The organism is Psychrobacter sp. NZS113 (assembly GCF_015864825.1).
Lineage (GTDB): Bacteria > Pseudomonadota > Gammaproteobacteria > Pseudomonadales > Moraxellaceae > Psychrobacter.
In genome coordinates, this window is the sequence record NZ_JADYWL010000006.1 from 271,577 (window position 1) to 285,764 (window position 14,188).

The following is a 14,188-nucleotide window of genomic DNA, read 5'->3' on the forward strand; positions in this document are numbered from 1 at the left end:
AGATCGCTATTATGTCCCTAAAATCCAGCTTCAAAGGTTTCCTAGGCGAGACCGTTATCAATGTCGCCATGTGGTTAAAACTAGAAAAAAACGTCTATCACCGATTGAACGGTATTACCTTGCCAAGAGCCAACGGTGGTAGTACCCAAATCGATCATATCATCGTCTCTGTATACGGCATCTTTGTCATCGAAACCAAAAACTACAAAGGCTGGATATACGGTAGCGAAAAGCAAAGACAGTGGACACAAGCATTCCCGAATGGCAGTAAATTCAAATTCCAAAACCCATTGCGCCAAAATTATCTGCACATCAAGACGCTTGCAGATTTATTAGGCTTGGAGCTGAGCTACTTTCATTCGATGATTGCTTTCATCGGTGAGTGCGAACTAAAAACCCGCGATGAGTTGCCCGAGCACGTATTGACAGGTGGTATGGTATCTTATGTGAAGAAGAAGCAAGATAAGATACTGACTGAAGACGAGGTTGAGTCCATCGTTGAGCAGATTAATAGCAACAGATTTAGTAAGTCTTGGCGTACCAATCGAGAGCATAAAGCTTATTTAAAAGACAAGCATAGCCTCTCAAATAAACAGCCTAGCAGTAATGCTACTGATAAACCAATTGCTAAAACTGCCAGTAAGCCTATACCAGAGCCGATAGCAAAAGAAACCGCTAAACGAGCCACGCTGAAAAGTAGAGAAGTGCTGCGATGGTCTGGTCAGACTGAGATTGATTCTAGTGACTTATCAACTGATAGTCTGAATACGCAGCAGACAAGTACACCATATGATATGGCTAATAAAGTGTTTCTTACACCGTTTGAAGTTATAGATTCTGAGTTATCGGGCAACGATTTTAAAACGCCTGAATGTGAGATTATCACGTCTAACAGCAGCAGTCTTAAAGCTGTTGAGCAAACCAGTCATACTGCTGTGGCAGAGCAAATACCTGCCTGTCCAAGATGTCAGGGAGCAATGATCAAACGTGTTGCCAAAAAAGGCCAACACCAAGGGAAAGATTTTTTTGGTTGTAGTCAATTTCCTAAATGTTGGGGCGTAGTGAATATTGATTAGCGGTATTCTATATAAGACTTTATGCAGCTACTTTAGTTAAGCACAACTGGCAATTAACCAATCGGCAACCGCTCTCACTCGTGCAGAGCGTCTGACATCTGGATGCATCACAAGATAGAGAGGGTATTCTTGAGTGAGTGGAATATTGGTATCTAAGATTAAATTCTGATTGTCTGATGTAAATATTGGAGAATGAAGGTTCTCTAATATTTGTGGTGTTCGAGCGGTCAGCGCTACTCGATTAATTGGATCAACTGCCGTTAGCTCTGGGTATTGGTGAGCCAAAAACTCTGGCAGCAACGCAATGCCTATTTTTTTACGAGCAGCATGACAGGCCATATATAAATCATTAGTGTTAAATGCAATCGTATAGGCATGCTGTTTCATCAATGCCTGTGACCAAGCCAGTACTCGAGTATTGGCTTGAAACTCTATTAGTTGCCATTGTTCAGAATGGGTGGTTTTGAGGTATTCTTCACTAGCAAAGAAACCGTATCTTGTGGACCCAATAATACGAGCAACCAGATCTTCCTGTGTGGGACAACGTGTTCTTATGGCGATGTCTGCTTCTCTGTCATGTAAATTGCTCAGGCCAACTTCACCGCTCAACGCGACTAATATGTCTGGGAACTGCTGGCGAAGCTCAGTCAGAGCCGGTATCAGTACTTCATTTGCCCAGACAGGTGGTGCTGATATAACAACTTTGCCCTGCATCGCGTTCTGATCAATCGCCATTCTCTCAAATACAGCTATCTCTTTTTTTACCTCAATGGCTTGGCTGTAGAGCATCGAGCCTTCTGGCGTCAGTGCATAGCGTTTGCCCAATCGATCAAACAGATTTACCGCTAATGTTTGCTCAAGATGATCAATGCGCCTCGCAACCGTACTGTGTTGTACACCCATCTCTTCAGCACAGGCAGTCAGCGTCTGTTTTTCTACCAAGCAGACAAAGTAAGCCAAATCATCCCACTGCATGTCACCATCACCTTTCAATATGAGCGCTAGTTTTAGTATAAATAATCAGTTTAGCAAATTTCACCGTGCATTTTTGCACAGTGATTGCTGATCTATCCTCTGTTTATCTGTGTTGCACTAAATTAGAATTATTATCTACTTTAAAAATATTGAGATACTAATGCCATCACCATCAAATGCCCAGACACTCGATCAATTCGTCACTCATATATTTGTGGGCGAATATGAGCAAGCCATGCAGCAATGTGACGAAAACGTTAAATTCGTGGTGTTTCGAGAGAATCCAGACAGTCAGGTGCCTATTTATGGCACTCACAGTGGTAAAAATGCAGGTATTGAGTTTTTTAAAAATCTTGCAAAAATGTTTGAGTTTGGCGAGTTTGTAATGAAGGAGTCAATCGTCGCTGATAATTATGTGATTAGATTTGGCAAGCTTGCTCACACAGTCAAACACACGGGGAAAGTATTTAATAGCCTTTGGTCAATGATTGTCCGTTTTAATGATGCTGGCGAGATTTGTCTGTACCGCATGCACGAGGACACGGCGGCTTTAGAAGCGGCTATGCAAATCTCAAGATAGAAGGTAAATGAAAGGTTGAAACTGCTTGAGGTATTTATGGAACAGATGAAGCACATGAAGCGAAAAAGTTATAAGTTTCGTATTGTTAATACTGCAATCATGGCCGTCTCATTATCAGGGATGATGACCATTTATATTACCTTTATCAACCTTGGTATGGTGGATAGATTTATTTATTACTGGTTTAAGGCTTGGATGCTGGCTGCACCTGTCGCCTTTGTTTGTGTCATGATGATAGCCAATCCGGTGCAAAAACTGACTAAAAGACTGCTAGACTCATAATTCATCAGAACGCTATTACTCAGAACACTATTACTCAGAACGCTTGAATTTATTGTCACGACTGCTGTCGAATCAAGTTTTATCGGTGCGCTAGACGCATCCTAAAAACTAACGGCTACTTCATGATAAAAGCGACGTCAAAATCATGAGTTGGCACAAAGTTACTTTCTTTAATCTCAAACGTCGTTGGTCCAATCTTTTTGACTTTACCCTTACCTTTCCAGCAGAACGAGACCAGCTCGTTAGGGTCGCGTTTTACAGTCAGCTTAAAGTTGGTGATAGGTTTGGCCCAATTTGCTCCCGTAGTCAGGATATAACTTAAGGCATGATAGGGACGACCACCATTCTTGTTAAACCCTTTCTGAGTTGAAGCATCTACGCAAAAATTTGGAAACTCTTCCTCACCTAGATGCACCGAGCCACCCACTAACGGTTTATACGTGTGTTTGACCTTGGTGATAGTATTGGCTTTAAAGGTTTGCTCCCAACTATAAATAATTTGTGAATCCCAAGGCATATAAAAGTACCCTTCATCATAGATAAATTTATTTAGTGCCTTATTATTACAATCTACAAGACGTTGATTGATGTCATCGGTATCAAATTTATAGGTCCAAGGTGACATCATTTCAGCATCACTAATACCGCACGCCTTAAAAATGTTGGTGGTATCAATAGGTGTTTTCCCATAGTGTCTATTACCATCTTTGGTGACAATCGGATGCATAAAAGTACGAACATGCTGATTAGGAATGATAGGCTTACCACTGGCCCAAACTTTAAAGTTATCATAAGTGGCACTTATATCAGCGTAATCTGAGTCTATAGAGCTAGGCACAGCCGGCATAGGAAAAAGAACCGTCTCAGTAATGTCTTTATTACTGAGATTTTTAAACTCATAATTGACGCGAATTTCATCTTTTGAGATGTATAAATCCTCACTATGCATGCTGATGTTTTTATTTTTAAGGTATTCAACACCGCCTGCACCGACATAGCCAGTAGAGTCATTTGCTTGGGCAGCCGTCATCGTTATCAGCACAGCACAAGCTAACGTACCGCTAGACACAAAATGTCTCTTATCCATATATTTCTTCCAAGCGTAAACAAGCCACCAATCGACCATCCCATTCGCGCAGTTGTGGCTCTATCTCGCTGCATTGCTGCTTGGCATATGGACAACGTTTATGCAGTGCACAGCCACTTGGTGGGTTAAGCGGACTTGGTAGCTCACCTTGCAGCGTCAGATCGTTCTTGTGGCCATTTACCGTTGGTGCAGCAGCCAATAGGGCGATGGTATATGGATGCTTTGGTGCATTATAAATCGCTTCTTTAGGACCGTGTTCGACCGCTTGACCTAAATACATCACCATCACATCATCAGCGACATGACGTACGACTGACAAGTTATGCGAGATAAAGACATAAGCGGTACGATACTCATCCTGCAAATCCATAAATAGATTTAAGACTTGGGCTTGAATTGATACATCGAGTGCAGAAGTAGGCTCATCAGCGACGACGATTTTAGGATTGAGCATCATCGCACGGGCGAGGGCAATCCGTTGGCGCTGACCCCCTGAAAACATGTGTGGATAGCGGCCAGCATGTTCGGGACGTAGACCAACATTTCTCATCATCTCGTTGATTTTGTCACGCTTTTCTTCTTTAGAGAGTTTCGTATGGATATCCAATGGTTCCGTCAACTGATAGCCGATAGTATGGCGCGGGTTCAAGCTGCCATAAGGGTTTTGGAATACCATTTGAATTTCGGTACGTAAGTCTTTGAGCGCCTTTCTACTATAGCCAGTGGTGCCTTCATCGTTGATAAATAGCTCACCATGAGTAGGCGCTTCGATCAGCGTCAGCTGGCGGGCAAGGGTGGATTTACCGCAGCCTGACTCACCAACGACTGCCAATGTCTTGCCAGCTTCAAGCTCGAACGAGATACCATTGAGGGCTTTTACGTATGCTTTTGCTTTGCCCAGACCTTGTGATACTGGGTAGTGCTTGTGTAGGTTGTCTGCTTTTAAGACCACTTTGTTACTCATACTTGGGACTCCAAAGTAGCAGCGTGAGAGGGGCGAGAGGTAATATTAGAATCAATACAACGTACCTTACCAGTTGGTGTATCTAAAATAGGCGGTGGTACTTCACAAGCGGATTCTTTATACGGGCAACGCGGAGACAATAGGCAACCACTTGGGCGATCGTATTGACTGGGTACGACACCGGGCAAGCTGTTTAGACGGTCTTGACCGATAGCCAACTCAGGGATGGCTTGCAGTAATGCTTCAGTATAAGGGTGAGCAGGATGTTGAAAAATCTCTGGCACAGTACTGGTTTCAACCACTTGTCCGGCATACATGACCGCGACATCACGTGAGTTCTGTGCGACCAGTCCCAAGTCATGAGTGATCAATACCATCGCCATCTGCTTTTCGCGTTGCAATCGGCTCAGCAAGTCCATGATTTGCGCTTGGACGGTGACATCCAGAGCCGTAGTCGGTTCATCGGCTATCAGTAGTTTTGGCTCACAAGCAATCGCCATCGCAATCATAACCCGTTGGCTCATACCACCTGATAGCTGATGCGGATATACCTTGAGACGGTTTTTGGCATCGGGCATCTCAACCAATTCTAGCAGCTCTAAGATGCGCGTCTGTACTGCGGCGCCTCGTAAACCAAGGTGCTTGCGTAGTACTTCGCCCAGTTGCATCTCAACGGTGAAACTTGGATTTAGGCAAGACATCGCATTTTGAAAAATCATAGAGATGTCTTTACCAATGATGCCGCGCTTTTCTTTGGCTGGCATGCTAAGCATATCTTTGTTATCAAACACCACTCGCTGTGCGCGCACGGTTGCAGAGGGTGGCAACAGTCCCATTAGCGCCATCATAGTGACGGATTTACCGGAGCCAGATTCACCGACGACGGCGATGACCTCACCTTGTGTAATCTTTAACGACACATCATCGACTGCACGAAAGGCGCGTATCCCTTGACCGAAAGTAACTGAAAGATTTTCGATATCTAATAACAATGGAGATTCTTTTTTTGATGCGCCATTCATAGAGGTATGATTGATAGGCGTTTTAATTAATGGATCAGTCATGTTAGGTCACCTGCTTTAATTTGGGATCTAGCGCATCGCGTAAGCCATCACCAGTCAAGTTAATCGACAGGGCAGCCAAGAAAATAGCGACACCCGGCCAAATAGCGAGCCAAACATTACTCTGAATATATTGGCGTGCCGTACCTAACATGGCGCCCCATTCGGCATCTGGTGGCTGTACACCAAAGCCTAAGAAACCAATCGCGCCTGCTTCTAAAATAGCAGAAGAGAAAATCATCGTCGCCTGTACAATAAGCGGTGCCATGCAGTTGGGCAAAATGGTAATAAACAATAAGCGCAGTACGCCAGCACCCATCACTTGTGAGGCAATAAAGTACTCACGTTGTAGCTCTACCATCGCAGTGGCACGAGTCAGCCGAATAAAAGGTGGTGTACAGACCAGTGCGATCGTAATAATCGTATTGGTCATAGAAGGCCCTAAGATAGCGGCAATGATGATGGCCAATAGTAAGCTCGGGTAAGACATCAAAATGTCATTGACTAGCATGACGGCCTTGCCCCAGACCTTTGGCCAAAACGCAGCACTTAGCCCAAGTGAAATACCAACCAACATCGCAAGAGTCGTGGCGCTCAGACCAATAAACAGTGAATAACGCGCACCATACATCACCCGAGATAGCGTATCTCGACCCGCATCATCAGTGCCGAGCCAAAACATCGTATTGCCGCCATCCAGAAAGGCAGGTGGCAATTGCTCTTGACCGGTGAATAATTCATAAGGGTCATGGGGAGCAATGGTAGGCGCGAGTATGGCAATAAGCACCATCAAAGCCAGTACAATAAAACCAAGTACCGCGCCTTTATTGCGACAAAACGTCGATAAAAATAGCTGCCAAGACGAGGGCGGCGTGAGTGCCGCAAGCTTAAGATCAGAGGGAACAGCAGAAGGCTTCATGAGCATTTCCTATAGTGGCTAACGCGTTACAAGTATGTAGAGTTCCATTTCTAGCAACCATTCAGAAATGTGCTGAAAACGACTCAAAACCATGCAATCGCTGTTTTTCACTACTTATAATATGAGTATTTATCAATGTTAGATTAAGAAGTATGTCGAATACGTGGGTTGATAAGACCATACAAAATATCAATAAATAAACTAACCAAAATCAAGGCAGTGGCGACCAGTAAAATACCATTCTGTACGATAGGATAATCACGAGTGAAAAATCCATCGAGTAGCCAATTACCAACGCCTGGCCAACTAAAGATGGTCTCGGTAATAATGGCACCTGCGAGTAATGTCGCCATCTGTAGACCAACGACAGTGACTACCGTAATTAAGGCATTACGCATCACGTGTACCAATATCACACGGCTTGGTGATAAGCCTTTGGCTCTAGCCGTACGTACGTAGTCTTCATCCAGTACTTCTAGCATCGCCGAGCGCGTCATCCGTGCAATCATTGCAAGTGGAATGGTCGATAAGGCAATAGAGGGTAAGATAAAGTGTTTGACCACGTTCCAGAATGCGCCAGGTTCTCCCGATGTGAGAGAGCCAAGCAACCATGAGCCATATAGTGGCTGCACATCTAAGAACTGCGCGACAGAGATCACCCCAGCGACAGGCAAAAGGCCTAAATAGTGAGCAAATATCCCAGTAAGGATAGGCCCCAATAAATAGATAGGCATAGAGTATCCTGCCAACGCACCTGACATGAGGGTGTAGTCAATCCATGTACCACGGCGTAGGGCAGCGAAAATGCCCAAGCTCACGCCAATGACACTAGCAATGACAATGGCGCATAGAGCTAGCTCTAAGGTTGGGACGAAATGGGCAAAGAAATCTTGTAATACGGGAGTACGAGTACGAAAGGACTCGCCAAAATCACCCGTCAAGATGCCAGTCAGATAATCCCAATATTGGGCTACAAGAGGTTTGTCTAATCCCAGTCGCTCTAGGGCGCGAGCATGTAGCTCTGGATCGACCATACGTTCGCCCATCATAATCTCAACCGCATCTCCAGGGACGAGACGAATCAGAGTGAAGGTCGATAGCGTTAAGCCAAGATAGACAGGAATGAGAATAGCGATTCGACGCAGAATATAAAGTAGCATGGGCTGCTCAATAGTTGTGATTCAATGATAAGAGGGCTTTCGATGGTATGAGGGTTCGCGACAACGCGTTTAATGCAGATGAATACGGCTGGTGCAGGAAACCTGATCCAGCCGAATATAAATTAAACCATTATGTATGTCGTATCGAACGTAATCAGTCAGGGTTATTCGACCTTGACACCATCGAAACGTATTGAACCAAGTGGGCTGATTTTATAATCGACCACGTTTGGTGCGGTGAATACCGTTACCACCGAATGCGCCATCGTTGTCCAAGGCAGTTGCTCTTTGAATATCTGCTGCGCTTGTACATATTCATTCACACGCTCATCTTGATCATTGATCTGACGGGCATTGGTGACTAAATTATCAAAGTCTTTGTTACACCAGCGCGAGTAGTTATTACCGCCGACAGCGTCACAAGACAATAATGAGCCAAGCCAGTTGTCCGGATCACCATTATCACCTGTCCAACCCGCTAGAATGACATCAGGCTCACCTTTCGCCGCGCGTTTTAGGTACTCACCCCATTCATAAGTCACAAGCTTGGTATTAATGCCAATCTTGGCCCAATCTGCTTGTAGCATTTCAGCCATCAGTTTGGCGTTAGGGTTATACGGGCGTTGAACGGGCATATACCATAAGTCGATAGAAAGGTTGTCTGCCCCCGCTTCTTTAATAAGGGCTTTTGCTTTCTCAACGTCATAAGGCGCGTCTTTGAGAGACTCGTCATAACCCCACTGCGTTGGCGGCATTGGATTGGTGGCTTTTAAGCCTTCGCTTTGATAGACCGCATTGATGATGGCGTCTTTATTGATGGCCATGTCTAATGCTTGACGAACTCTCAGGTCACTCAATTGAGGTTTTTCGACGTTATAGCCGACATAACCGACGTTAAAGCCAGGTTGGTCAAGCACCGTGGCCTTACCAGAGTTTTTAACCGCTTCAATCTCAGCAGGTTTTGGATAGGCAGAGACATGACACTCACCTGCTTGAACCTTTTGGGCACGAACGGCGGAATCTTTTGTGATGACAAAGACGAGGTTGTCGATATAGATATCGTCTTTGTTCCAATAGTCTGGATTTTTGGTATAACGAATTTGCGCATCTTTTTGATAGGAGGTAAAGACGAAAGGTCCGGTACCTACTGGCTTGGTATTGATATCAGCTGCATTGCCATCAGTCATTAGTTTGTTGGCGTATTCAGCAGAGTTGATATAAGCAAAAGGCATCGCTAGGTTCTGTAAAAACGGCGCGTTGGTTTCGCTTAGTGTGACTTTTACCGTATAGTCATCAACCTTTTCGATATTCGAGATGATATCTGGTAATCCCATACCAACCGAATACGGGAATTCAGCAGGGTAGGCTTTATTAAATTCAAACTCTGGGTTGGTAATACGCTCTAGTGTAAAGACAATGTCGTCTGCATTAAAATCACGAGTCGGGGTAAAGTAGTCAGTTGTACCAAATTTGACCCCTTTGCGTAGATTGAAAGTATAGGTTTTGCCATCTTCACTGACATCCCAGCTCTCAGCTAATCCAGGCTGAATTTCAGTCTCCGCTCTTTTAAACTCTACCAAGCCATTGTAAATAGGAAATGCACTCGCATCGAAATCAGTGCCCGACGTATACTGTGCTGGATCAAAACCAGCAGGACTGCCTTCTGAACAATAAAGCAAGGTCTTAGCTGCTTTAGCGTCTGAGCTGGCAGCAGAATCGTCGGTGGTTTTATTGTCGCCGCCACAGGCACTAATGCCTAAAATAAGTGTCGTCAACATGGTAAGTTTAAAGAGGGATTTTTGCATTATTACATCCTATGTAGTGATAGGTAGCTACTCGTATATCTACATGTTCGTACTCGATCATGAATATAATGAGCAAGCATTTAATAACCTTAAAAACGTCTATTTATATGATTTCCATATATACAAAAAGAAACATATTATGGGTTGTTATAACTTTAATTTATATCATTAGAAACTAAAAATATAAGTAAGTCGTTCGAATATACTCTTTTAATCTGCAGTAACGCAAGCGATAAATAAACTGATTTTGATAAAAAATAGACAAATATGCTGCTTACAGCACGAATTTAGTGGAATATGCGAAATTTTATTATTTTTTGTCTATACATTTAAGGTGAGATATTAAGTGGTATAAAATCACTCAAGTATGGTTCTATGACTAAATACAGACGAAAAGAAATAATATGGTTACGTTTATTTGACGTAACCAGTTATCAACTGTTCTTAGGATGGTTGTGCATATAAAGATTTTTTATAGCACAATGTTTTACGTGACCGTGCTTTACGTGACCGTGCTTTCAGCATGGTTATGCGTTGTCTTAATCAGATCTGCCAGTTTTTCAGCAATCATAATCGTCGGTGCATTGGTATTGGCGCTAATCAACGTTGGCATGATTGATGCGTCAATGACTCGCAGTCCGCTTACGCCGCGCACCTTTAATTCTAAATCGACGACTGAGCGTTCGTCTGAGCCCATACGGCAAGTGCCTACCGGATGATAAATGGTATCTGATTTGTTGCGAATATAGCCGAGCATGCCGTCTTTTTCTAGATAAGGGGCAGGGTAGTCTTCGGTAATGTATTTAGCGAGTGCTGATTCTTGCATGATGGCTCTGGTACGCTCAGCACCAGCCACCATGCACTCTACATCTTTCGGATGAGATAGGTAGTTTGGATCAATCAGAACTGCATCAGAGGGGTTAGCAGAATCAAGCCTGACCGTGCCGCGACTCTCAGGACGCAGGTAGCAACTGTGGCAAGAGATGGCAAAGCCACGTCTGAGATCGCGACCGTGTTCAATTACGCGAGATATCACAAAATGCAATTGCGTGTTTGGCCACTCTTTTGGGGCATCACCGACACTGAAGAACGCACCTGCTTCGGCATAGTTGGTAGACAGTAATCCTGTACCGTCCTTTCTCCATTGCCGAATACTTTTGGTTAGGCTAGAAATCGTTGCCATACCGATACCGATGACATCCGTGGTATTAACTTCATAATCAAAGACCACGTCTAGGTGATCTTGTAGGTTACCACCCACGTCGGGTGCGTCTACCACAACCTCGATACCGTGTGATTGCAAATGCTCGGCTGGGCCAATACCTGATAACATCAACACTTTAGGCGAGCCGAAAGCGCCACCTGATAGGATGACTTCACGATGTGCCATGACAGTATGTTTAACACCATCCTTTTCATAAACCACACCAGTCGCTTGTTTGTCTTCAATGATGACGCGATTGGCTTGTGCATGGGTAATAACGGTCAGATTTGAGCGGCTTTGGACAGGATGTAGATAGGCTGCAGCAGCAGAGCAACGTTGACCTTGCTTTTCTCCATGAAAATGGGTGACTTGATACAACCCTGTACCGTCTTGCTTTTCGCCATTAAAGTCTGTGTTATGGTCGAGACCGTTGGCAATCGCGGCTTCTACAAAGGCTTTTGATATATCGCGTGGGCTGAGCAAATCGCTAACGTGCAGCGGTCCGCTATCACCATGTAGTGCATCGCTACCGTGGACGTTGTTTTCTGCTTTGATAAAGTAAGGTAGGACATCATCGAACCCCCAACCCTCACAGCCTTGCTCCACCCAGCGCTCATAATCTAGCGCACTGCCGCGGGTATAAATCATGGCATTGATAGCGGATGAGCCACCTAAGCATTGCCCACGTGGTTGGAAGCCGCGTCGATTATTGAGATGAGTTTGAGGCGTAGTGTGAAAGCACCAGTTATTTAACTTTAATGGCTTACCTGGCACCATCAGAATCAATCCAGCAGGCACACGAATGGCAAGGTCTTTGCCTTCGCCGCCAAACTCTAATAAGCAGACACTGATTTCTGGATTTTCGGTGAGACGGCTGGCAAGTACACAGCCTGCAGAGCCACCGCCCACGATGACGTAGTCAAACGTTTTATCAAGTTCCATTTTATCTTCCTTATAGCATCCATGCTAATCAAAACGAGCTTTTCAAAGTAAGCTACTCTTTACAATATCTACTATTTTGCCAGAATAATAAAATAAAAATGACTAGAGCGTGTAGATAGAGAAAATCAACTATCACTAGGAGCCTGTTGATAAGTTCTCTGATGATATCTAGAGCGTGTTATCAATTAGCACATTTATATTGAGCAAACTTTTGAACGTACGATAAAGCGCTTACCTTCTGGTATTTCTAACGAAAAACTGGCGCCGCGCCCGTCCACCACGTCAATGGTCAAATCCGTATTTTGCCATAATTTGTGCTGCGCTTTGCCCATATAAAATGGACAACCATCAATCTCACCGACCAATACATCTTGGCCGCCCACTTTAAATTCACCTAGCGGGTAACACATAGGCGAGCTACCATCGCAGCAGCCACCAGACTGATGAAACATCAGTTCACCGTGCTTGGATTTAAGTAGCTCAATCAATTCTACGCAGGATTCTGTCGCTGTAACGTTCATAATGATTTCCTTATCATTAAAATATGATTGTAGAAGACGTCTCATTAAGTACGAGTGTCTTATTAAGTATAGGAGTCTTATTAAGCATAAACCTCATACCCATATTGGGCGAGAATATAAAAAGCCGTATCGTTTTCACTCACATCATTTATAGCATGTGAATGAAGACGATACGACTGATGGTTTGTGATTAAATGTGTGACGCATTAAGACAATATCAAAATCTCACAAGCAATATAGTCAATCCTCTATAAAAGAGTTACAGCGTTAACCTCACTTGAGGTATCACATATACATCTGCGCTCGGTTGCCTTGACTCTCTTTTAAACTGAATCAACTATAACTACATACTATAGTCAATCACAATGCGACCTTCGATTTTGCCGTTACGCATACGCTCAAAGATATCGTTGATGTTCTCTAACGGCTCCGCGGTAACGGTGGCTTTTACCTTGCCTGCTGCTGCCATGTCCAACGACTCTTGTAAGTCGAGACGCGTACCAACGATGGAGCCACGAATGGTAATACCGTTGAGCACCGTATCAAAAATAGAGACAGGGAAATCACCGGTTGGTAAGCCGTTAAAGACCACCGTGCCACCACGTCGAACCATGCTTAACGCTTGATCGAACGCGATAGCAGATACGGCTGTTACTAGCACACCATGGGCACCGCCAATTTCTTCTTTCAGATACTCACCAGGATCGGTGTTTTTTGCATTAACGGTAATGGTCGCGCCCAGTTTTTTGGCAAATGCGAGCTTTTCGTCATCGATATCGACTGCCGCAACGTTGAGTCCCATGGCAATGGCGTACTGTACTGCCATATGACCAAGACCACCGATACCAGAAATAACGACCCAATCACCAGGCTTGGTGTCGGTCATTTTTAGGCCTTTGTACACGGTGACGCCTGCACATAAAACGGGTGCAATTTCTATCGAGTCAACACTTTCAGGGATGATACCGACGTAGTTGGCATTGGCCAGTACGTATTCTGAAAAGCTGCCATTAACTGAATAGCCTGCGTTTTGTTGACGCTCGCATAAGGTTTCCCAGCCACCTAAACAATGGGTACAGTGACCACAAGCAGAGTAGAGCCAAGGCACACCAACGCGGTCACCTTCCTTCACATGGGTCACACCTGCGCCAACCGCAGTAATCAGGCCAACGCCTTCATGTCCAGGGATAAATGGCGGACTTGGTTTGACTGGCCAATCGCCTTCGATAGCATGTAGGTCGGTATGACAGACACCGGATGCTTGCATTTTGACAACGATTTCACCCGCGCCTGGCGTTGGAATATCAACTTCTTCGATCTGTAATGGTTGATTAAACTCATGTAATACGGCGGCTTTCATCTTATTGCTCATATAGTTCTTCCTTGTTAGATTTTCTGTATAAAAATAATCTGTGAATATACCTAACACACGTTGCAACCTCGATTGCAACGTGCTTCGAACTTTGGCTTAAAAGAACCCCATTTTTTTAGGATCGTAGGAGACCAGCATGTTTTTAGTTTGTTGATAATGATCCAGCATCATCAAATGGTTCTCACGGCCGATACCAGACTGCTTATAACCACCGAATGCAGAATGCGACGGATAGATGTG

General features: G+C 44.3%; 14 protein-coding genes. 3 read left to right on the forward strand and 11 right to left on the reverse strand.

The features are described 5' to 3' along the window. The first annotated feature begins 11 nt into the window (after positions 1 to 11). A complete protein-coding gene (locus I6E61_RS10990) occupies positions 12 to 1,076 on the forward strand; it encodes a nuclease-related domain-containing protein (RefSeq protein ID WP_197134637.1) in 1,065 nt (354 codons plus the stop codon). Positions 1,077 to 1,112: 36 nt separating this feature from the next. Here I6E61_RS10990 and I6E61_RS10995 read toward each other — a convergent pair whose 3' ends face one another. Then, positions 1,113 to 2,051 carry a LysR family transcriptional regulator gene (locus I6E61_RS10995; protein ID WP_197134640.1) on the reverse strand — a complete coding sequence of 313 codons (939 nt, stop codon included), beginning with the start codon at positions 2,049 to 2,051 and terminating at the stop codon, positions 1,113 to 1,115. A gap of 160 nt (positions 2,052 to 2,211) precedes the next feature. Between I6E61_RS10995 and I6E61_RS11000 the strand changes: the two genes are divergently transcribed. Further along, entirely contained in the window at positions 2,212 to 2,631 is a 420-nt protein-coding gene (locus I6E61_RS11000) for a nuclear transport factor 2 family protein (protein WP_197134643.1), read from the forward strand. 54 nt (positions 2,632 to 2,685) lie between these two features. Beyond that, positions 2,686 to 2,913 carry a DUF2798 domain-containing protein gene (locus I6E61_RS11005; RefSeq protein ID WP_197134646.1) on the forward strand — a complete coding sequence of 76 codons (228 nt, stop codon included), beginning with the start codon at positions 2,686 to 2,688 and terminating at the stop codon, positions 2,911 to 2,913. A gap of 115 nt (positions 2,914 to 3,028) precedes the next feature. On the opposite strand, the gene I6E61_RS11010 is transcribed toward I6E61_RS11005, so the two are convergent. From I6E61_RS11010 to I6E61_RS11055, 10 genes are all read right to left on the reverse strand, one after another. Further along, a complete protein-coding gene (locus I6E61_RS11010) occupies positions 3,029 to 4,000 on the reverse strand; it encodes a DUF4424 family protein (RefSeq protein WP_197134649.1) in 972 nt (323 codons plus the stop codon). Then, positions 3,993 to 4,964, reverse strand: a complete 972-nt coding sequence (locus I6E61_RS11015) for a peptide ABC transporter ATP-binding protein (RefSeq protein WP_194197834.1) — start codon at positions 4,962 to 4,964, stop codon at positions 3,993 to 3,995. Before I6E61_RS11015 ends, I6E61_RS11010 begins: the two co-directional genes overlap by 8 nt. After that, positions 4,961 to 6,028 carry an ABC transporter ATP-binding protein gene (locus I6E61_RS11020; protein ID WP_197134652.1) on the reverse strand — a complete coding sequence of 356 codons (1,068 nt, stop codon included), beginning with the start codon at positions 6,026 to 6,028 and terminating at the stop codon, positions 4,961 to 4,963. The genes I6E61_RS11015 and I6E61_RS11020 overlap by 4 nt, the downstream gene beginning before the upstream one ends. Position 6,029: 1 nt before the next feature. Then, positions 6,030 to 6,944: an ABC transporter permease gene (locus tag I6E61_RS11025; protein ID WP_194197835.1), complete on the reverse strand. Its 915-nt coding sequence runs from the start codon at positions 6,942 to 6,944 to the stop codon at positions 6,030 to 6,032. A gap of 143 nt (positions 6,945 to 7,087) precedes the next feature. Further along, a complete protein-coding gene (locus tag I6E61_RS11030; RefSeq protein WP_197134655.1) occupies positions 7,088 to 8,104 on the reverse strand; it encodes an ABC transporter permease in 1,017 nt (338 codons plus the stop codon). Between the two features lie 164 nt (positions 8,105 to 8,268). After that, positions 8,269 to 9,909 carry an ABC transporter substrate-binding protein gene (locus I6E61_RS11035; RefSeq protein ID WP_197134658.1) on the reverse strand — a complete coding sequence of 547 codons (1,641 nt, stop codon included), beginning with the start codon at positions 9,907 to 9,909 and terminating at the stop codon, positions 8,269 to 8,271. A 502-nt stretch (positions 9,910 to 10,411) separates the two neighbouring features. Then, positions 10,412 to 12,055 carry a GMC family oxidoreductase gene (locus tag I6E61_RS11040; protein ID WP_197134661.1) on the reverse strand — a complete coding sequence of 548 codons (1,644 nt, stop codon included), beginning with the start codon at positions 12,053 to 12,055 and terminating at the stop codon, positions 10,412 to 10,414. Positions 12,056 to 12,249: 194 nt separating this feature from the next. Then, positions 12,250 to 12,576, reverse strand: a complete 327-nt coding sequence (locus I6E61_RS11045) for a DUF779 domain-containing protein (protein ID WP_197134664.1) — start codon at positions 12,574 to 12,576, stop codon at positions 12,250 to 12,252. A gap of 343 nt (positions 12,577 to 12,919) precedes the next feature. Further along, positions 12,920 to 13,948, reverse strand: a complete 1,029-nt coding sequence (adhP, locus tag I6E61_RS11050; protein WP_025650611.1) for an alcohol dehydrogenase AdhP — start codon at positions 13,946 to 13,948, stop codon at positions 12,920 to 12,922. Positions 13,949 to 14,044: 96 nt separating this feature from the next. Next, positions 14,045 to 14,188 (reverse strand): aldehyde dehydrogenase family protein (locus I6E61_RS11055; protein WP_197132098.1); only part of this gene is annotated, 144 nt, incomplete at its 5' end.

Bases quoted from the DNA above. Each gene is read 5' to 3' on its own strand.
- I6E61_RS10990 (WP_197134637.1), top strand. From the start codon at position 12: ATGTCCCTAAAATCCAGCTTCAAAGGTTTCCTAGGCGAGACCGTTATC.
- I6E61_RS10995 (WP_197134640.1), bottom strand. From the start codon at position 2,051: ATGCAGTGGGATGATTTGGCTTACTTTGTCTGCTTGGTAGAAAAACAG.
- I6E61_RS11000 (WP_197134643.1), top strand. From the start codon at position 2,212: ATGCCATCACCATCAAATGCCCAGACACTCGATCAATTCGTCACTCAT.
- I6E61_RS11005 (WP_197134646.1), top strand. From the start codon at position 2,686: ATGAAGCGAAAAAGTTATAAGTTTCGTATTGTTAATACTGCAATCATG.
- I6E61_RS11010 (WP_197134649.1), bottom strand. From the start codon at position 4,000: ATGGATAAGAGACATTTTGTGTCTAGCGGTACGTTAGCTTGTGCTGTG.
- I6E61_RS11015 (WP_194197834.1), bottom strand. From the start codon at position 4,964: ATGAGTAACAAAGTGGTCTTAAAAGCAGACAACCTACACAAGCACTAC.
- I6E61_RS11020 (WP_197134652.1), bottom strand. From the start codon at position 6,028: ATGACTGATCCATTAATTAAAACGCCTATCAATCATACCTCTATGAAT.
- I6E61_RS11025 (WP_194197835.1), bottom strand. From the start codon at position 6,944: ATGAAGCCTTCTGCTGTTCCCTCTGATCTTAAGCTTGCGGCACTCACG.
- I6E61_RS11030 (WP_197134655.1), bottom strand. From the start codon at position 8,104: ATGCTACTTTATATTCTGCGTCGAATCGCTATTCTCATTCCTGTCTAT.
- I6E61_RS11035 (WP_197134658.1), bottom strand. From the start codon at position 9,909: ATGCAAAAATCCCTCTTTAAACTTACCATGTTGACGACACTTATTTTA.
- I6E61_RS11040 (WP_197134661.1), bottom strand. From the start codon at position 12,055: ATGGAACTTGATAAAACGTTTGACTACGTCATCGTGGGCGGTGGCTCT.
- I6E61_RS11045 (WP_197134664.1), bottom strand. From the start codon at position 12,576: ATGAACGTTACAGCGACAGAATCCTGCGTAGAATTGATTGAGCTACTT.
- adhP (WP_025650611.1), bottom strand. From the start codon at position 13,948: ATGAGCAATAAGATGAAAGCCGCCGTATTACATGAGTTTAATCAACCA.